The organism is uncultured Psychroserpens sp. (genome assembly GCF_947500255.1).
Taxonomy (GTDB): domain Bacteria; phylum Bacteroidota; class Bacteroidia; order Flavobacteriales; family Flavobacteriaceae; genus Psychroserpens.
On sequence record NZ_CANMRL010000003.1, the window covers coordinates 371,942 to 391,316 of the forward strand.

23 protein-coding genes are annotated in these 19,375 nt (G+C 32.8%); 19 read left to right on the top strand and 4 right to left on the bottom strand.

All coding sequences use genetic code 11. From position 1 onward, the window contains the following. Positions 1 to 6 precede the first annotated feature (6 nt). From Q0783_RS11125 to Q0783_RS11185, 13 genes are all read left to right on the top strand, one after another. A complete protein-coding gene (locus Q0783_RS11125; RefSeq protein ID WP_298895164.1) occupies positions 7 to 411 on the top strand; it encodes an AraC family transcriptional regulator in 405 nt (134 codons plus the stop codon). Positions 412 to 444: 33 nt separating this feature from the next. Further along, positions 445 to 840 carry a VOC family protein gene (locus tag Q0783_RS11130; protein ID WP_298895166.1) on the top strand — a complete coding sequence of 132 codons (396 nt, stop codon included), beginning with the start codon at positions 445 to 447 and terminating at the stop codon, positions 838 to 840. Positions 841 to 852: 12 nt separating this feature from the next. Beyond that, entirely contained in the window at positions 853 to 1,401 is a 549-nt protein-coding gene (locus tag Q0783_RS11135; protein ID WP_298895168.1) for a VOC family protein, read from the top strand. 121 nt (positions 1,402 to 1,522) lie between these two features. Next, positions 1,523 to 1,921, top strand: a complete 399-nt coding sequence (locus tag Q0783_RS11140; RefSeq protein ID WP_298895170.1) for a lipocalin family protein — start codon at positions 1,523 to 1,525, stop codon at positions 1,919 to 1,921. Positions 1,922 to 1,980: 59 nt separating this feature from the next. Continuing rightward, positions 1,981 to 2,286 carry a hypothetical protein gene (locus tag Q0783_RS11145; protein ID WP_298895171.1) on the top strand — a complete coding sequence of 102 codons (306 nt, stop codon included), beginning with the start codon at positions 1,981 to 1,983 and terminating at the stop codon, positions 2,284 to 2,286. Between the two features lie 51 nt (positions 2,287 to 2,337). After that, entirely contained in the window at positions 2,338 to 3,468 is a 1,131-nt protein-coding gene (locus Q0783_RS11150) for a helix-turn-helix transcriptional regulator (protein WP_298895172.1), read from the top strand. 107 nt (positions 3,469 to 3,575) lie between these two features. Continuing rightward, complete coding sequence (locus Q0783_RS11155; RefSeq protein ID WP_298895173.1) at positions 3,576 to 4,157, top strand: hypothetical protein; 582 nt, start codon at positions 3,576 to 3,578, stop codon at positions 4,155 to 4,157. Positions 4,158 to 4,299: 142 nt separating this feature from the next. After that, positions 4,300 to 4,635 carry a hypothetical protein gene (locus Q0783_RS11160; RefSeq protein ID WP_298759439.1) on the top strand — a complete coding sequence of 112 codons (336 nt, stop codon included), beginning with the start codon at positions 4,300 to 4,302 and terminating at the stop codon, positions 4,633 to 4,635. Positions 4,636 to 4,648: 13 nt separating this feature from the next. Continuing rightward, on the top strand, positions 4,649 to 5,083 hold the full coding sequence (locus Q0783_RS11165) for a DUF1801 domain-containing protein (RefSeq protein WP_298895174.1): 435 nt from the start codon (positions 4,649 to 4,651) through the stop codon (positions 5,081 to 5,083). 151 nt (positions 5,084 to 5,234) lie between these two features. Next, entirely contained in the window at positions 5,235 to 6,932 is a 1,698-nt protein-coding gene (locus Q0783_RS11170) for a serine hydrolase domain-containing protein (RefSeq protein ID WP_298895175.1), read from the top strand. Positions 6,933 to 6,965: 33 nt separating this feature from the next. Then, the gene (locus Q0783_RS11175) at positions 6,966 to 7,433 is read left to right on the top strand and encodes a phage tail protein (RefSeq protein WP_298895176.1); all 468 of its coding nucleotides are present in this window, start codon (positions 6,966 to 6,968) and stop codon (positions 7,431 to 7,433) included. Positions 7,434 to 7,521: 88 nt separating this feature from the next. Further along, the gene (locus Q0783_RS11180) at positions 7,522 to 8,130 is read left to right on the top strand and encodes a hypothetical protein (RefSeq protein WP_298895177.1); all 609 of its coding nucleotides are present in this window, start codon (positions 7,522 to 7,524) and stop codon (positions 8,128 to 8,130) included. 9 nt (positions 8,131 to 8,139) lie between these two features. After that, positions 8,140 to 8,883, top strand: coding sequence for a hypothetical protein (locus tag Q0783_RS11185; RefSeq protein WP_298895178.1), 744 nt, complete (start codon positions 8,140 to 8,142; stop codon positions 8,881 to 8,883). On the opposite strand, the gene holA is transcribed toward Q0783_RS11185, so the two are convergent. Then, complete coding sequence (gene holA, locus Q0783_RS11190; RefSeq protein WP_298895179.1) at positions 8,876 to 9,880, bottom strand: DNA polymerase III subunit delta; 1,005 nt, start codon at positions 9,878 to 9,880, stop codon at positions 8,876 to 8,878. The two genes, Q0783_RS11185 and holA, sit on opposite strands and share 8 nt — an antisense overlap. Before the next feature lie 103 nt (positions 9,881 to 9,983). Between holA and Q0783_RS11195 the strand changes: the two genes are divergently transcribed. The 3 genes from Q0783_RS11195 to Q0783_RS11205 all read left to right on the top strand — a co-directional run bounded on the left by Q0783_RS11195 (position 9,984) and on the right by Q0783_RS11205 (position 12,364). After that, the gene (locus tag Q0783_RS11195; RefSeq protein WP_298895180.1) at positions 9,984 to 10,427 is read left to right on the top strand and encodes a type I restriction enzyme HsdR N-terminal domain-containing protein; all 444 of its coding nucleotides are present in this window, start codon (positions 9,984 to 9,986) and stop codon (positions 10,425 to 10,427) included. Beyond that, entirely contained in the window at positions 10,424 to 11,404 is a 981-nt protein-coding gene (locus tag Q0783_RS11200) for a glycosyltransferase family 2 protein (protein ID WP_298895182.1), read from the top strand. Before Q0783_RS11195 ends, Q0783_RS11200 begins: the two co-directional genes overlap by 4 nt. Positions 11,405 to 11,506: 102 nt before the next feature. Continuing rightward, positions 11,507 to 12,364: an OmpA family protein gene (locus tag Q0783_RS11205; RefSeq protein ID WP_298895184.1), complete on the top strand. Its 858-nt coding sequence runs from the start codon at positions 11,507 to 11,509 to the stop codon at positions 12,362 to 12,364. Positions 12,365 to 12,437: 73 nt separating this feature from the next. Here Q0783_RS11205 and Q0783_RS11210 read toward each other — a convergent pair whose 3' ends face one another. Then, complete coding sequence (locus tag Q0783_RS11210; RefSeq protein ID WP_298895186.1) at positions 12,438 to 13,058, bottom strand: L-threonylcarbamoyladenylate synthase; 621 nt, start codon at positions 13,056 to 13,058, stop codon at positions 12,438 to 12,440. 32 nt (positions 13,059 to 13,090) lie between these two features. Between Q0783_RS11210 and Q0783_RS11215 the strand changes: the two genes are divergently transcribed. Genes Q0783_RS11215 through Q0783_RS11225 form a run of 3 tightly spaced genes read left to right on the top strand, consistent with a single transcriptional unit; the run spans position 13,091 to position 15,939 of the window. After that, entirely contained in the window at positions 13,091 to 13,969 is an 879-nt protein-coding gene (locus tag Q0783_RS11215) for an alpha/beta hydrolase (RefSeq protein ID WP_298895471.1), read from the top strand. Positions 13,970 to 14,008: 39 nt separating this feature from the next. Continuing rightward, positions 14,009 to 14,968 carry an aspartyl protease family protein gene (locus Q0783_RS11220; RefSeq protein ID WP_298895189.1) on the top strand — a complete coding sequence of 320 codons (960 nt, stop codon included), beginning with the start codon at positions 14,009 to 14,011 and terminating at the stop codon, positions 14,966 to 14,968. Next, entirely contained in the window at positions 14,965 to 15,939 is a 975-nt protein-coding gene (locus Q0783_RS11225) for a hypothetical protein (RefSeq protein WP_298895191.1), read from the top strand. Before Q0783_RS11220 ends, Q0783_RS11225 begins: the two co-directional genes overlap by 4 nt. Here Q0783_RS11225 and Q0783_RS11230 read toward each other — a convergent pair whose 3' ends face one another. Both Q0783_RS11230 and Q0783_RS11235 read right to left on the bottom strand, forming a co-directional pair. Continuing rightward, complete coding sequence (locus tag Q0783_RS11230) at positions 15,940 to 16,971, bottom strand: WG repeat-containing protein (protein WP_298895192.1); 1,032 nt, start codon at positions 16,969 to 16,971, stop codon at positions 15,940 to 15,942. Between the two features lie 15 nt (positions 16,972 to 16,986). Further along, the gene (locus tag Q0783_RS11235; protein WP_298895194.1) at positions 16,987 to 19,302 is read right to left on the bottom strand and encodes an ATP-dependent helicase; all 2,316 of its coding nucleotides are present in this window, start codon (positions 19,300 to 19,302) and stop codon (positions 16,987 to 16,989) included. Positions 19,303 to 19,375 lie beyond the last annotated feature (73 nt).

Here is a 19,375-nt window from a genome sequence, read left to right on the forward strand (position 1 = left end):
TGTAAAATGACATTTTACCAAACAGAAATAGAGCGAATAAGAAAGATCTGTTATTCTAACGATAGCCAGATAGAGACTGTAATCGCAACACGTAATTATATTGACAATAATTATGATAAAGATCTGAAATTGGATTTTTTATCACACATCCGATTTACATCAAAATATCATTTACTAAGACTTTTCAAGAGGTACTACGGACAAACACCTAGACAATACTTAACAGACAAACGCATTGAGAAGTCAAAAGAAAATCTAATAAACGGAATGACGGTAACCGAAACCTGTTTCGCCGTTGGGTTTGAAAGTTTAGGTTCCTTTAGTAAATTATTCAAAACTAAAACGGGAAAATCACCAAGCGTATTTCAAAAAGAGCAACTTTCGAGAAGCAAATTAGATTTAGAGTTCTGAACTTTGGTGAATAACTAAAACAAATCAAAAACGATGAAAGTAACACTAATTAGCATTCCGGTTAGAGACCAAGAAAAAGCCTTAAAATTTTATACTGAAAAATTAGGTTTCCTGAAAAAGAAGGACGTACCATTAGAAGGTGGCAATCGATGGCTCACTCTAGTTTCAGCAGAATGGCAGGATGGACCAGAACTTTTACTAGAACCAGCTCCTAACCATTTTGAGCCTTGTAAAGTTTTTCAAGATGCATTGATGGAAGCAGGGTTTCCGTATACGCAATTTGATGTTGATAATGTCGATGCCGACTATGACAGATTGATAGAACTTGGGGTTGAGTTTAGCGTAAAGCCAACTAAAATGGGAACTGTGAAATTTGCTGTTTTCAATGACACTTGTGGAAATAACATTCAAATTGTAGAAACACTTTAAAAAACTAATAAAATGAACCGAATTACAACTTTACTCATCCTTGCACTACTCGTATTTAGTTGTTCTGATTCTAAAGGCAATAAGGATACTAATGAAAAACTAAACGCATTACGTGTTGAACTTGATAGCTTAAAAAATTCAAAAGCAGAAGCGTCAAATGCTTCAAACAAACAGATTGCAACATTTTTGACATTTCAAGAGAATAATGCAGAAGAGGCAATGAACTTTTATGTAGGACTATTTGAAAATTCAAGAATTATTGATGTTCAGCGCTATGGTAAAGATGGACCAGCCAAAGAAGGAACAATTATGGTTGCTACATTTGAGCTAAACGGAAGTAAATTTATGTGCAGTGATAGTTATATAAAACACGAATGGGCATTCACTCCAGGCGTTTCGAATATGGTAGAATGCAAAACAAATGATGAAATTGAAATCCTCTTTACAAAACTATCAGAAAACGGTAAAGCTTTGATGCCCTTAGACAACTATGGCTGGAGTACAAAATTTGCTTTTATTGAAGACCAATTTGGTGTGTCTTGGCAATTGAATTTAAAGTAACAACTTATCTTTCAACATAAAACTATTAGAAAAAAACTGTATAAACATTCGCAATAAACAAATTAACGCAACCTTTTACACAAATAAGCATCTACATATTAAATGATAGATTTAAAAAGACATGAAAAAACAACTTTTAGTTTTATTGGTTATTACACTTATGCTCTCTTGTAATAATGATGATCAGAATAATTCAAATATAGAATTAATAGGAAATTGGAAATTAATTGAGGTTTTAGCCAATCCTGGTGGCGGCAGCGGAACGTTCATGCCTGTTGAAAGCGATAAGACTATTGAATTCGAAAATAGCGGAACAATAACAACCAATACTTCTTTATGTGATCCATATTCAGATGAAATAATCACTACTGGAAGTTTTAGTTTGACCAACAATACCATAACGACGAATTGTCAAAATCCAAATATTACAACAATTTCTTTCGAATTAAATGATCAACACCTAATTTTAAACTTCATATCAAATGAAGGTTATTCGCAAAAGTTTAAAAAAAATAATTAAAACCTATTCGTTATAATTTTACACCATTTTGTGGTAGAAAAAATTAGAAAGTAATACTAATGCCCAAATTAACAATCCATAGAGTTTCTAGTTACGAAAATCGCGCAAGAAAAATAAAGGTCGAAATCGACGGAAAAGTAGTTGATACAATCAAAGACGGAGAAGAATCTACTTTTGAGATTTCATTAGGTGTACATACTATTCAAGCCAAAATCGATTGGTGCTCTTCAAACGTAATCACATATCATGCAGAAGATGATTCTATTATTAAACTAGAGCTAAGAAAAGGTGCTGGTTCTGCACTTTATAGAGTGACTTTTGGTTATAAAAACTATTTGAGCCTGGTACAAGTCGATATAGCTTAAAATCCTGTTAAACTAAGTTGAAAATCATTAAAAAAATCTAAACTTTAATTGATGAATTTAATTTTAGATTTCTTTTTAGTTACTGGTGTTGTTATCAATGCCATCATTTTGGTACAGCTTTTAAGAATAAAGAAAAAAGCACTATCTCAAAAAATATTGCTTGTCCTGTTTTCTCTTCTTTTTTGTGTGGCGTTATATTTTTATGCGCTCCTACACAACATTACTTGGCTTGCTAAACTATGCTTTCTGCCAAATGATATGACAATTATTACTTTGGCGCCTTTATTACTCCTTTATGTGAAATCTTTGTTTTTAGATGAAAAGAGTTTGGTGAAAAACCATTTAAAGCATTTCACGCCTGCAGTCTTATTTGCTTTGAGCATTACTATTCCTACAATGATATTCAACAGCTATCATAGCAATGCTTTAGCTTACACACATTCAAACATAGTACGGTTTATTATTAGAACCGAAAACATATACTTTTTACTGTATCTCACAATATCATTGCGCTTTTTATTAAAGCATCAAAAATTATCTAAATATGAATACTCAAACCTAACCAAATATGATCTTAATTGGATAAAGGTAATGCTCTTATCTGCACTTAGCATCATTGGTCTAGACCTCGCACTTAAAGTATATGAATCTATCTTAGGTGACTTTTCATGGAATGCTGATTTCCTTTCTGTACTGGCAATGATTATTCTAGTATCCTATTTAGGGTTTTATGGTATCAATCAATCTAAAGTATTATTACCCTCTTTTTTATTACAGAACGACACGAAATCAAAGTCCAATAAAGCAGAAAACAAGATGCTTTCAGCTGAAAAGAAACAAGAATTTGAACATCTAAAACATAAGTTAATCTCTACATTAAACACAAATCACCCCTATTTGGATGAAGATTTAACACTCGGGAAATTGGCGCAGCAAATTTCAACAACCGACAAAACATTGTCGACAATGTTGAATCAATATATGAAGACAACGTTTTATGATTTAATCAATACATATCGCGTAGAAGCTGTAAAGAAAAAAATAAAATCAGATCGCTACAATAATTATAATCTTTTTGGAATTGCATGCGAATGTGGTTTTAAATCAAGAACTAGTTTTAATAGAATATTCAAAAAAGAAACAGGCCTCTCTCCTTCCGAATTTAAAAATAGTAAGTCTTAACAAGCATCTTATTTTTTAACATATGATAACATACCAATGCTTCTATTGGTCAATCAAAATCATGATAAATGCATTGATTTGTAGTCAATCTTTTAAATTTAAATACCATGAAAAATATCGTATTGACCCTACTCCTTTTTGGAATTACATGTATCTCAAACTCTCAAAACATAACTGAAACATTACAAAAGCCAAGTGTAGAAAAATCGACCTTCGGAATTCAAACAGGCTACGCAGGACTTTGGATTTATAATGAATTTAGGCTTTTAGATCAAATTGCACTGCGAATTGAATTAGGTTTAAATGCATATGACAATGATGATTTTTACCCAGATGCAGGTTTTCTATTCACAACAGCTATTACATTAGAACCTCGTTGGTATTATAATCTAGATAAGCGGTTAAACCAATCTAAACGAATTGATAATAATAGTGGAAATTTCTTCGCGTTAAAAACAACTTTTCACTCAAATGACCTACTTATAAAATTTGGTGACGATGCAAGAATTGTAGATAATTTAGCAATTATTCCAACTTGGGGTATGAGAAGAAATATTGGACAACATTTTAACTATGAAGCTGGAATTGGTGTTGGTTACATCCACTACTTTGCCAAGAATTCTGGATTTACAAAAGATAAAGACGAAACAGCCATTAATTTACATTTACGTATTGGGTATCGGTTTTAATATCCAAAGAAATTTGATAATACTATAAATATGTATTCGTCTCCAGAACAATTCTACCAAAATCAAACATTTAATTTTACTATTTTAGTACATGTAACTAAATACGCGTAAACTCGGTATAACTTATTAAAGAATAACGTAAGTGAATTTAAATGACAAGAAATTTGTTACCATTGAAAACAAAAGTGGTTTATCATCAAATAAAACGATTTTTCATTATTTTCAAAATGAAAATATTATTACAGGAACGTATAAAGGTGGAGCTATTTCTGAAGGTTTTATAGTAGGAAAACAGATAGAAACTTCTAAAATCGAACTCCTATTTCAATGCTTAACTAAAGAAGGAGAGTTAAAAGTAGGTGAATCTAAAGGCACTATTTCCAAAGATCAAAATGGTAAATTGGAATTGAGATTTGACTGGAATTGGTTAAACGGAGATTTATCTGGTGGGACATCAGAATATATCGAGGTTAAATAAAAAATAACGAATCATGGCAAAAAACAAAACAACCGAAACAGAAGTAAATGTAACCAATTTCATCAATTCATATGTTGATAATGAGCAAAAGAAAGCGGATAGTTTCCAGCTAATTAAACTACTAAGCAAATGGTCTGGGTTTGAACCCAAAATGTGGGGACCAACCATAATTGGTTTTGGAAGTTATCATTATATTTATGCTAGCGGACATGAAGGTGATGCACCTCTTTTGGGCTTTTCTCCTCGGAAATCGGCATTCTCTCTCTATGTGTATTCTCCTACCGAAGAAAACAAACATCTATTGGATAACTTCGGGAAATTTAAAATGGGAAAGGCATGTATCTACGTAAAAAAACTGTCAGATATAAATATCGAGACCTTGGAGAAAATGTGCGAAGCAACAATCGCATACCTCAATGAACATCATGAATGTGCTTGTAGAAATTGATAACAACACATAAAACTGAACAGATTTCCACTTAGCTCATTTTCTTTTACTAACTTAGTTACCAGCTAAATTTGTTCTCCTGAAATTCTAACTATTAGAGTGAACGATCCTCAAATATATTTGAGTTGACCTACCTAAAAGCATCAGTATCATGACATCTATTAAAATACGTTGTTCTTTATTAGTCCTTACATTTTTGTTAGTACCATTAAAACATTTAGAAGCACAAAACGATGCTTCTGGTGAAATAGAATCAAAAATTGACGCTATCTTCAAAAATTTTGATGATCTCAACGCACCAGGAGCTACTGTTGCCGTTGTGCAAGATCAAAAGATCATTTTTAAAAAAGGTTATGGCAGTGCCAATTTAGAGTATGGTATACCTAATTCGCCGTCTACAATCTTTCACATTGCATCGGTTTCAAAACAATTTACAGTCTTCGCTATTTTACTGTTAGAAAAAGAAGGTAAGCTATCTTTTGATGATGATATCAGGACATATATTCCTGAAGTTCCAGATTTTGGAAAAACTATTACTCTCAAACATTTGGCATCACATACGAGTGGAATGCGCGATCAATGGACCTTATTAGGCTTAGCTGGATGGCGATTTGATGATGTGATCACTAAAGAACACATATTAAAAATAGTAGCTCAACAAAAAGAATTAAATTTTGACCCAGGTGAAGAATACACCTATTGCAATACAGGTTTTACATTATTAGCTGAAGTAGTCGCCAGAGTTTCTGGCAAATCATTTGCCGAGTTTACTGAAGAGCGTATTTTTAAACCGTTAAAAATGTCTAATACATTGTTCTATGATGATCATGAAAAAATTGTAAAAAACAGAGCTTACTCCTATTACTATGTTAATAACAATACATTTAAAAAAAGTGTTTTAAGTTTTGCAAATGTAGGCGCCACAAGTTTATTTACAACTGTTGAAGATCTCGCATTATGGTCAATGAATTTCTCATTAAATACCGTTGGAGACAAAGCTATTATTGAGAAAATGAACACCTTGGCAGTGCTTAATAATGGAGAAACCTTTGGTGGTGCATATGGTCAATTTGTAAATACACATAGAGGCTTAAATCAAATTCAACATGGTGGTGCTGATGCTGGTTATCGTAGCTATTTGGGACGATTTCCAGATCAAAACTTTGCGGTCATGGTTTTTAGTAATCTCGCTCAATCTAATCCTGGAAATTTAGCACTGCAAGTGGCAGATATTTATTTGGAGGATTTTATTGAAAAAGATACTAGTACAAGTGATACCACAACTCCAGATGACGTTGACTATATAAAATTGTCATCTAAGGAATTAGAGAAATTTAATGGTCATTTTTGGAATGAAGATCAAAAATATGCTCGCAAAATCTATGTAAAAAACGATACGCTCAGATATTTCAGAGGTGAAGGAAATGAAAGTGCTCTTGCTCCAGTTTCACCGACAGAATTTAAAATGTTAGGTATTAATGTTGATCTAAGAGTTAAGTTTTCAGAATTAAATAAAAAACGTAAAATGACTGTTATAATTAACGACGATGAGCCTATAATATCCTATGGGTTTACACCTCCAAGCTATGAGATTTCAGACCTTAAAGAATTTACTGGTGCGTATTATAGTCCAGAATTACAAACCACTTACAATGCAGTTATAAAAAATGGAAAGCTCACATTTACACATCATCGGGCAAGTGATACTAGTGTTTCGTCTGCTAAACATGATATGTTTCTGGCAGGTGGTTACAGCTTTATGTTTGAAAGAAATGCAAATAAACAAATCACCGGTTTTAGAGTGTCGGCTGGGCGTGTTAGAAATTTGTGGTTTAAAAAAGTAAACTAATTTGAGGATTGTTTAATTTAAATCAAAAAAGTCATGAAGCAATCTCAATCATCAAGAGGCAGTTATTTCTTACCAAAATTTCGTATTAGAATTGATTTTTCAGATTTGGAATTTTACGGCACAGAAGTATCTGGTTTGGAATTTGATGATGATTTTATAGAATACAGAGATGGTGCCGACAGTGAATTTCATAAGAAAAAAATGAATGGGTTAACGTATCACCCAAACATTATCATAAAAAAAGGAACTTTTAAAAAACAGCTTTCTGAAGATCAAAAAAGGCGAATTGAAAAACTACTTGAAGAACGTAACGAAGGTTCCCTTAAGATTCAAGTAGACGATCCTGAATTTCAATCTTGTTTAGAATGGACAATTCCAAAAACTACCCCAATTAAAGTCAAAGGTCTCAATTTTGAAGAAGATAGCGGTTTAATAACTTTAGAAGAGCTGGTATTTGAACACCGCGCTATGAGCGTTACAGATTGTCATCAAAAACCTTAATCGCTTACTTTCAAATTTCTTGACTAAAATTCTCTCACATTCACTATATTGCCACTTTAAAGACAATAATTTAATTCAATACTTACTCATGAACAGAAGCATGTTGACCATAATATGCATTTTGGCATTTAGCCTATGCATTACAGCCCAAGACAGTAAAGCACCTTCAATAAAAATTGATATAGAAGTCAATGGAGAAAAATATCAAGTTAAGGATGGTGGTACCATTAAAGTGGATGGAAAAACGATTACAGCAAAAACATCAGATTATCTCACTTTCAATTTTGGAGCGCTTGTTTTCGACTATCCGAAACATTACGCTTACGAATTTGAAAAAGATATAGGCTATAGAAACTGGACTTTAGATGGTAACGATTTTATATTCATGTATTTCGAATATGAAGATGACATCTCACTAAATCTTTTTATTCAAGCTATGGTTGAACGATTTGGAAGAGAAAGTTGTAAAGTAACAGATAAAAGTACAACACTTGGAAAGTTAAAGCTTGTAGGACAACGTATCGATATTAATTTAATAGGAACAAAGCTTAGCTACGACATCTATGAATTGAATACCAACGACGGAAAAACGCACTTCATCTCATTTCAAGACTCTAAAAATGAAGATGGCTCAGACTCTGAAGAATCAAAAGATATGTTTAAAATTATGGATAAAACGATTAAGGCTAAATTTTAATGATTCATAATGATGTATAAGAATAACATCATTATAGTCTTAGCTTTACTCTTGATGTCTTGTCTGTCAAGAGAAACACAGCTTATTGGCCATTGGCATGAATATAAAGTAGACAATCCTAATAATATTATCAACTGTTATAGATATACCGATAGCTCTGTATCTGAAGGTGTTTTTAACAATGGTTATGACTATTTAAGAGGATCTGAGATCCCTAAAGATTCGATTTACAGCTGGTCAACTGGGTTTTTTGAACTCACTTCTGATTATAAAATTAAAGACGATGTTCTTTTTTTTAATGATTCGATTCGTTGGAAAAAAGTAGAACTCACTACTAAAAATTTTAGAGATGAATTTTCTATAGGTCTACTTGTAGACATTTACCCTCCACAACTCAAAAACATCAATTTTGAATTGCTCGAATTACCCAATAAACCTATTACTTATATATTCATTGGACAGATTAAGACTAGTCTAAGTAAAACGTTCCAAAAGCTAGGTAACGAAGAGTTTTATATGCAGTTTAATGATAAAATCGCATCCTTAGATGAGATTAAGAATTATGTAAATTGTTACCATTGCAATATGAATGAACAAATCTACATTATTAATGCCGATAGAAATACACCAAAACAGTTAATTGAGGCTATTGAAAATGAAATGGATAATCAATCGATAAGAAAAAATCAAATCTATTATTTGTATATCAATGAAAATGAGATGACTTATGGTTTCAATCAAGAATTTAACTAAAAATCCTGACCAATAATTCTTTTAATAAATCGCCTTGAGGTACAGCGTTAGAATTTACACCTTTTCCTCTTACATCAAATTCTCGTAAGGTAGCCACAACGCGACTTACTTTTCGCATAGGAAAATGACGTGCGGCAGAGACATACTCATTAACAAAATAAGGATTGATCTTTAATGCCGAAGCTACATTTCTTGGATTTTTGTCATGCAAACCATGGAAATGTAAAAGCTGAGAAAAGAAATTAAATAATAAAGACACCGTAACAACCATTGGATTATCTTTTGGGTTATCGGCAAAATAGTTAATAATCTTAAAGGCTTTAACTGTATCGCGCTCGCCAATAGCTTTTCGTAATTCAAAATTATTATAGTCTTTACTTATTCCAATGTTCTCCTCAATATGCTCTGGTGAGATTTGAGTGCCTTCAGGAAGAACAATTTTTAACTTTTCTAACTCATTATTAATCTTGCTAAGGTCAGTTCCTAAAAACTCTACAAGCATTTGCGATGCCTTAGGTGAAATTGTATACTTCTGTCCAGATAAGACACGACGAATCCAATCTGACACCTGATTTTCATATAGCTTCTTACTTTCAAAAACAACACCTGACTTTTTAATTGTTTTATACAAAGCCTTTCGCTTATCTATCTTCTTATACTTATAATTTATGACCAAAACTGTTGTAGGCTGTGGATTTTCGGCATAATTAGAAAGTTTCTCAATAGTACGAGATAAATCTTGTGCCTCTTTAACAATAACCACTTGACGCTCTGCCATCATTGGGTAACGTTTGGCATTACCAATAATATCATCTACCGACACATCACGACCATACAATACCATCTGGTTAAAGCCTTTTTCTTCTTCGGCAAGAATATTATTCTCAATATATTCTGAAATAGCATCAATATAGTAAGGCTCCTCTCCCATTAAAAAGTAAATGGGTTTGATATTACCTTTTTTAATATCTGCAACTATTTGCTTTACGTCATCCAAACTGTGAAATTTCAAATATTAATTCCAAATTCCAAAAAAACTAATTGGGCTTTGGTTTTCGATTATAGTAGAGTAACTTTGAGGAAAATCTCTATACGTCTTGATGCAAGAACTCAATTTTCCGAAGTTTTCATTCCGTTTCAAAAATAACGAAAATAAAGTTTCTATTTTCGATGAGATTCGTAAAAAATTTATCGTTTTACAACCCGAAGAATGGGTGCGTCAGCACTGCGTTCAGTATCTAATTCAACATAAAAACTATCCCAAATCTTTAATCAATGTTGAAAAAGAACTTAAAATAAACGGATTGACAAAACGCTATGACATCGTTGTCTTCAATTCTGATGGTAGCATCCACCTCATCGTCGAGTGTAAATCATATAAAGTCAAGATTAACCAAACAACTTTTGATCAAATTGCTCGCTATAATTTAGCTTTAAATGCAAGTTATTTAATGGTCACTAACGGAATTAATCATTATTATTGCGTAATGGATGTCGAGAATAAGCGTTACGATTTCTTGAAAGATATTCCAGCTTACAAATGAAAATAGCCGTTGTCATATTAAATTGGAATGGAAAGCAATTGCTAGAGCAGTTTTTGCCATCGGTCGTACAACACTCTAAAAATGCAACAATATATGTAGCCGATAATGCATCTACTGATGATTCGATACAATTTTTAATTCAGAAATTTCCTAATGTAAATGTCATTCAAAATACAAGCAATGGTGGTTATGCTAAAGGTTATAATGAGGCGCTAAAACACGTAAATGAAGATATTTTTTGTTTGCTCAATAGTGATATTGAAGTGACTCCAAACTGGCTGACTCCTATTATTTCAGAATTTGAACGTCATCCGAAAACCGCTATCATCCAACCTAAAATTTTGGATTACAAAAAGAAGACACTCTTTGAGTATGCTGGTGCAGCTGGAGGTTTTATTGATAAATATGGTTATGCATACTGTAGAGGTCGTATTTTTGATACAATTGAAGAAGATCATGACCAGTATAATGACACGACATCCATTTTTTGGGCTTCAGGCGCCTGTCTTTTTATAAGGCAATCTACTTTTAAAGCGCTTCATGGTTTTGATGAAACGTATTTTGCACATTTTGAAGAAATCGATTTATGTTGGCGCGCATACAACGCTGGTTATATTGCTAAATATATTGGCACCTCAACAGTTTTTCATGTTGGTGGTGCAACGCTTAACGCTGTTAATCCAAAGAAAACCTATCTTAATTTCAGGAACAGCTTGTTTACTATTACAAAAAACGTAGATGGTTCTCTCTTCTCAATTATATTTATTAGGTTGCTATTAGATGGCATTGCAGGGCTCAAATTTTTATTTAGCTTTAAATGGTCACACTTCATGGCAATTTTAAAAGCACATTTCAGCTTTTACAGACACTTACCAAGACTATTAAAACAGCGTAAACAACTTCCGAAGAAAAAAAATTACTACAAAACAACGTCGATTGTATGGTCATACTTTGTTAAAAAGAGATTAACGTTCTAATTGTTCATAAAAGTGTTAAAAGTTTAGTTAAAGAGCACCAAAGGGTATTTTCTTTTGTATAATTTTGATACGTTAAATAACAACTAATTATTAAACTTTATTATGAAAAAATTAATGCTATTAAGTGTTGCTGGGATGTTCATTTTGACTTCATGTGTGTCTAAGAAAGAATATATGGCACTAGAAGAAAAGCAAAAAGAAACTCAGGACTTATTAAATACTGCAACCGTAAAGTTAAACAGCTGTTTATCTGATAAAGCCGCAGCATTGGCTCGTGTAGATGCCATGAAAGAACAGCTATCCGATTTACGTAAAGCAAATCAGGATTTGATTGATACTAAAGGAAACTTAACAACCTTAACGCAAAAAGGTGCAGAAAACCTAGAAAAATCTCTAGAGAGTTTAAAAGAAAAAGATCTTAAAATATCACGTTTACAAGATGCATTAACTAAAAAGGACAGTGTGACATTAGCCATTGTAACTAGCTTGAAAAAAGCGGTTGGCATCAACGATCCTGATATTGAAGTTAATGTTGAGAAAGGTGTGGTATTTATTTCTATTGCCGACAAGTTATTATTTAAAAGCGGTAGTTATAATGTAACAACTAAAGCCAAAGATGTCTTAGCCAAAGTGGCTAAAGTAATCCAAAGTAAGCCAGATTTTGAAGCGATGATCGAAGGTCATACAGATAGTCGTACTTACAGTAAAGGTGTGTTAGTAGACAACTGGGACTTGAGTGTAAAACGCTCAACATCTATTATTCGTGTGCTACAAGAATTAGGCGTAAATCCTAGTCAGTTAATTGCTGCAGGACGTAGTAGCTATGTACCTTTAGCTGAAAATGACACTGCCGAAAACAGAGCTAAGAACAGACGTACACGTGTTGTTGTATTACCAAAAATTGATCAGTTCTATGAAATGATTGAAGAAGAAATGAAAAACTTATCTGCTGAAGAATAATTCACAGATCATCATAAATTTAATAAAGCTCAATCGAAAGATTGGGCTTTATTTTCTGATATATTGGATGAACTTAAAAAATCTCTAAACTTCCTTTACCCTCTCTTATAACTAAAGGCTCATCTTGTGACAGGTCAATAACGGTCGAAGCCTCATTACCACCATAACCACCATCAATAACAATATCAACCAAATTGTCCCATTTCTCAAGAATCAACTCTGGATCTGTAGTGTATTCTATAACATAATCCTCATCACGAATAGAGGTTGATATAATAGGATTACCCAATTGCCTAACAATCTCTAAAGCGATATTATTATCTGGGACACGAATACCTACTGTTTTTTTCTTCTTAAACGGATTTGGTAAACTTTTAGATCCAGGCAAAATAAACGTATAAGGACCAGGAAGTGCACGCTTTAGAATTTTAAACGTTGTGGTATCTATCTGTTTTACATAATCGCTCAGATTACTCAAATCTTCACAAATAAAAGAGAAGTTTGACTTTTCAAGTTTCACTCCTTTTATCCTAGCAATTTTTTCAAGAGCTTTAATATTAGTAATATCACAACCTAAACCATAAACGGTATCTGTTGGGTAAATAATTAACCCTCCACGCTTAAGCACATCTATAACCTTCATAATCTCCTTAGGATTAGGATTGTCTTCATAAATTCTTACTAATTCAGCCATAATATGTATCTTACAAATGCGTTTACAAAGTAATTAAATATTTCATCATGAAGACTATTAAATATACTTTCCTATTCATTTTTGTATCCTTAAGTCTTATTTCTTGTTCTGATGACGATAATTCTTCAAATGAACAAATTGATACACCTTTAGCGTTTCGTCAAGAATTAAATGTATCCTACGGAAATGATAGTGATCAAGTTTTCGATCTCTATTTGCCTGCAAATAGAACTATTAATACGAAAGTAATGATCTTAGTTCATGGTGGTGGATGGACTTCAGGAGATAAAGTAGATATGAATCCACTCAAAGATTTAATGCTTCAAGACTTGCCAAATATTGCTATTGTTAATATCAATTACAGATTGGCAGATGAAAACAATCCTCCTTATCCAATGCAAATTGAAGATATCACAACTGTTGTCAATCTACTAAAAACTAATCAAAGTGATTATGTGATTTCAAATGATATCGGATTTCTAGGTACGAGCGCTGGTGCTCATCTATCAATGCTTTGGAGTTATGCTTTTGACACTGAAAATGATGTCAAAATGGTCGCTAGTATAGTTGGACCAACAAACTTTACAGATCCTGCATATTTAAACAATCAAAACCCTGTGTTACAAGAGCTTATTGATGTCTTCGGAATTGACACTTCAATTAATTTTCTAGAAGAGGTAAGTCCGTATCACCAAGTGACAGCCTCAGCGCCTCCAACAACTTTATTTTATGGTGGGCAAGATCCACTTATCCCAACAAGTCAAGGTGTTGATATGGAAGCTAGATTAACAAGCTTAGGCGTGACACATCAGTTTACATTATATCCAGATGCTGGCCATGGTTGGGTTGGGTTGGAGTTATTGGATACATGGACAAAACTCAAAGCATTTACGCAAACACATTTAGAATAAATTCATGTAACAATTCAAAAAAAAACTCGTCTATATAGTATGCGGAATGTCCTTGTTCTCATATTGGCTTTTTCTCTTTCTTTTCAATCCTTTGCAAAAGAAAAGCCTAAGGTGATTACTTTTCCTAGAGCCGAAATTTTAAGTGAGCATACAACACGAATTCCATTTAAACTTATCGATAACCTTATTGTAATTGAAGCCGAACTTCTCGATCGAAAAGGTAATTTTATAATAGACACAGGGTCTGAAACATTAATCCTCAATAAAGTTCATTTTAAAACGCGGCAGCCATTTTATAGTAAGGATAAAAAAACATCAGGAGTTATAGATATAATTGATAACCCCTTAGAAAAACGGTTACGTGAGTTTATAATCAAGGATTTAATTGTTGAAGATAAAAACTCAGATGTTATTGACTTGTCTCATATTGAGAGTAGCAAAAAAATACATCTTCTAGGCATTATAGGTTTTGACATTTTGAAAGATTATGAGGTATTTATTGACATGTATCTTAATCAAATTACCTTATCTCGTGTAAATTCGAAAGGAAAAAAACTAGACGATAGAAAATATCTAGAAACCATTATAGATACAATTGATTTCAAATTAAAAAAGCATACCATTGTACTAGAAACCTATGTAAATGATCAAAAATTAAAATTTGGATTAGATACTGGAGCAGAATACAATCAACTCAATAAAAGAATTAGTAAAAAAGTTTTAAAATACTTCTACCCTTCTAAACGCTTAATGCTAGTTGGTGCGAGCGGTAAGAAAATTGAAGTTTTGGCAGGAAAGTTGTATCGTGTTAAACTGTCTGATAAAATTTTCTTTGCTCCTATGGAAACGATGTTGACTAACCTTAATCAAATGAATGAAGCTTTCGGCACCTCATTAGATGGTGTTTTAGGTTATGAGTTTTTTAGGCAGCAACGTACCATCATTAATTATAAAAAAGAAAAGCTTTACTTTGTACAGTTCCCTATAAACAAACAGTGAAACCAGTAATACGACATATCATTATTCTAGCAGTAGTACTAGTATCATATCTATCTTTTGCCCAAAAAGAAGATAAAGGATATCGCTTTGATGGTAATTATGTGGTATTTACCTTTAATAAGCATGATTATGAGAAGTTTTCAAAAGATGACTCTAAGCTAAAAGTTAAGTTTGAAGATTTAACGATAGATAATGTAGTAGTTGCAGGAGAGTTCAATAACTGGTCGAAGTATGACTGGAAAATGCAAAAAGTTAACGAAACTACTTATGAGCTTAGAAAACATATCAATGACTTTAAAGATGAATTTACTTGGGAATTTAAGTTCATCGTTAATAATCAATATTGGGCAGAACCTTCAGAGTTTGATGCTAATATAGAGCTAGCTCAAAAAAAAGGCACGCATCTAAATGTATACAATCTCAGAATGTCTACACAAGCTGCTATTCCAGATGACAACGGAAATGTTAAGTTTAGACTCCGAGGTTATGAAGATGCCAAAAAAGTTATTGTAGCTGGTTCTTTTAACAGATGGAATGAGCGTGACTTTAAAATGTATAAGATTGAAAACGGTTGGGAACTTAAGTTAGACATCAAACCAGGTGAGTATGAATATCGCTTTATTATTGATGGTCATCATTGGATAGAAGACCCTTCAAATCCTTCCAAAGTTGAAAATGAATTTGGTGAATATAACTCTCTTATAAATGTTGGTAAATATGTGACATTTCTGCTAAAAGGCTATGATAATGCAGAACGTGTGATTCTAGCTGGCTCTTTTAACGATTGGAATGAAAGTGCTATTTTGATGGAGAGAATAGAAAGTGGGTATTGGAAATACAGATTACCATTACCAGCTGGTAAACATTACTATAAATTTATTATTGATGGTGAATGGATATTAGATCCAGATAATCCAGTAAAAGAATATGACGGTAAAGGTCATATCAATTCTGTATTTATGGTAAAATAATTAATCTTTATCTATTTCAGATCGACTAAACGTAAGTGGCTTTACGATTTCATTTAATGAATTAACAACCCCATACTTTCCTTTTTTACTTACGATAAAATGATCCAGTTTTTCAAAAGTTTCATCAAACTCTATGGTATCGTACTCAATTGGTAATAAAAGCTCTCCAGTAATATTAACTACACCTTGTTTCCTACCTTTTATAACGACAAACTTGTCAGGATAGGTTGCATTTTCAAGATAGGGCTTGCAATAAATTATTTTGTCATAAATATGCGGTACTAGAATTTCTTCATTATAATTCATAATCCCCATTTTGCCGTTAATGGTAGTCCCAAAATAATCCTTTTCATAATCTAACTTCGTCGTTCCTACATAATCATAACCTCTAAATTCGAAAATACCTATATCTTCATATTTGGGTTGAATAATCACTTTATTAGTCACCATACCGACCTTATCATTATTATAAAGTAAATAAGACAATGTATCTTTATGACGTTCAGAAAGCGCATCAAACAATTCGAGAATATAATCATATCGCAATGGCACAATCGTTTCGTATTTGCAATTCATTATTCCGCGTTTTCCATTATAAATAACATCAAATCTTAGGTAGTTTTTTTCTTTGTAGACATCATTCATACTATTTGAAAGCGCCAATCCACTATACGGATTTGCTTTTTTCATTTTATACTTCTTATTAAACGTATAGCTTTCCCAGACACCATTTCGTTTTATCGAGTAACTCTTAATATTTGGCGCATTAAATTGAACTAGAACTGAATCTATATCGTACGGAATGATTAGTTTATTCTTATTGGCATTTTTTAATGCCCATTTCCCATCTTTGCTTATAAAATGAAAACCTTCATCTTTAAATCCCCAAACGTCACTACTATATACTGGAATTTTCAACGAATCTCCAAAAAGTCTATTCTCTTCCATTCTAGCTTCAAGTGATGTCTTGGTAAATGGTTGCGCATAGGCAAGACTATTTCCCAATACGAGTAATACTATAAGATATTTCAAATTCATGTGATTTTTTTAACCGAGTACATCCAGCTTCGCAAAGCGAAGTAGCAACTTTTTAATGCCACCAACTTCAAAATTAATTTCTGCTTTAACGTCTGCACCTTTACCTTCTATTTTAACAACCACACCTTTACCAAAACGTGCATGTTCTACTATATTTCCAACAGTCAATTTACCATCGAATAAATTAGTGTTATCAGAAGGCGAGCTCTTGGACACACGTTTTAAATTTTTAGGAGCAACAAATTTTGGTGTTTTGGTTTCAGATTTACGTTTAATAGGTTTTTTAAAACGAATACGATTAGGCTCCACATCACCAAAAATATCGGCACTTAACATTGGGTTTTGCCTTGGTTCATGAACTGGTGTTATAATGTCCAAATATTGGTCGTCTATTTCCTCTATAAAACGACTTGGTTCTGCATCAATTAATTTTCCCCAACGATAACGCGATAAGGTATAAGTTAAATATGCTTGTTTTTCAGCTCTTGTAAGTGCCACATAAAACAAACGTCGCTCCTCTTCTAACTCACTACGTGTATTCATACTCATCGCACTTGGAAACAAATCTTCTTCCATTCCTACGATATATACATACGGAAATTCTAAACCTTTAGCCAAATGTATCGTCATTAGAGCCACACGATCATCATCGCCTTTGTCATTATCTAAATCGGTTGCCAAAGCCACATCTTCTAAAAATTCTGCGATGTTTCCTGTAGCATCTGCTATTTCTATTTGACCTTCAACAAAATCTTTGATACCATTGAGTAATTCTTCAATATTTTCAAGCCTTGCCACATCCTCAGGAGTACCTTCCTTATTAAATTCTCTAATAATACCAGTAGTTTTAGTTACGTGTTCAGCCAATTCAAAAGCATTAGCTGTTTGATTCATAACTTGAAAGCTTTCGATCATGGTCACAAAATCCTTAAGCTTTGTTTGGGTTCCTGCATTCACATTAACTTCTGTCTTGTCAATATGTTTCATCACTTCAAAAATTGAGCGATTATATCCATTAGCTGCAACCACTAATTTATCAACAGTTGTTTGTCCAATACTTCGTTTAGGAAAATTAATTACACGCTTTAATGCTTCCTCATCTGCAGGATTTATGACCAAACGCAAATAAGACAAAACGTCTTTAATCTCTTTACGCTGATAGAAGGACAATCCTCCATAAATACGATAAGGAATATCACGTTTCCTCAAAGCATCTTCTATAGAACGTGATTGCGCATTGGTTCTATACAAAACTGCAAAATCACTATCCTTGAGTTGATGCTGCATTTTGTTTTCAAAAATAGAACTCGCCACAAAACGGCCTTCATCACCATCGGTCATGAGACGATTAACCTTTATTTTCGGACCTTCCTCATTGGCAGTCCATACGATTTTATCGAGCTTAGTTTTGTTTTTATCTATAATAGAATTGGCAGCATTGACAATATTCTTGGTAGAGCGATAGTTTTGTTCTAACCGAAATACCTTTACATCATCATAATCGCGCTGAAAATTCAATATATTATTAATATTTGCGCCTCTAAACGCATAGATACTTTGAGCATCATCGCCTACAACACATATGTTTTGAAATCGATCAGACAAAGCTCTTACAATCAAATACTGCGAGTGATTGGTATCTTGATACTCATCAACTAAAATATATCTGAATCGGTCTTGGTATTTCGCTAATACATCCGGAAAGCGCGTCAGTAACTCATTAGTTTTCAGCAATAGGTCATCAAAATCCATAGCACCAGCTTTAAAACAACGATCTACATAATTTTTATAGATATCACCTAATCGTGGCCGCCTAGCAGCTGTATCGGCTTCAATAAGTTCTGGGTTTTGAAAATACGCTTTTACCGTAATCAAACTGTTTTTATACGATGAAATTCTAGAACGCACTTGTTTGTATTTGTATACATCTTTGTCCAATCCCATTTCTTTAATAATAGAAGAAATTAAGCGATCAGAATCTTGCGTATCATAAATCGTAAAATTACTTGGAAAACCTAATCGGTCTGCCTCAAAACGCAGAATTTTAGCAAACACGGAGTGAAAGGTTCCCATCCATAAATTTTTAGCCTCGCTTGCTCCAACAATATCAGCAATTCTCCCTTTCATTTCACGAGCCGCTTTATTTGTAAAGGTCAATGCTAAAATATTAAAGGGATCTACACCTTGATGCATTAAATACGCAATACGATATGTCAACACACGAGTTTTACCAGATCCAGCTCCTGCTATAACAATCATTGGGCCATCCTTTTGCAACGTTGGTGCTAATTGTGCATCATTTAACTGACTTAAATATTTCTCCAATGGTCTATCTTTAATGAAACGTGAAATTAATAATTGTCATAGGTTTTACCATATAGAAATGTCATTAATTATA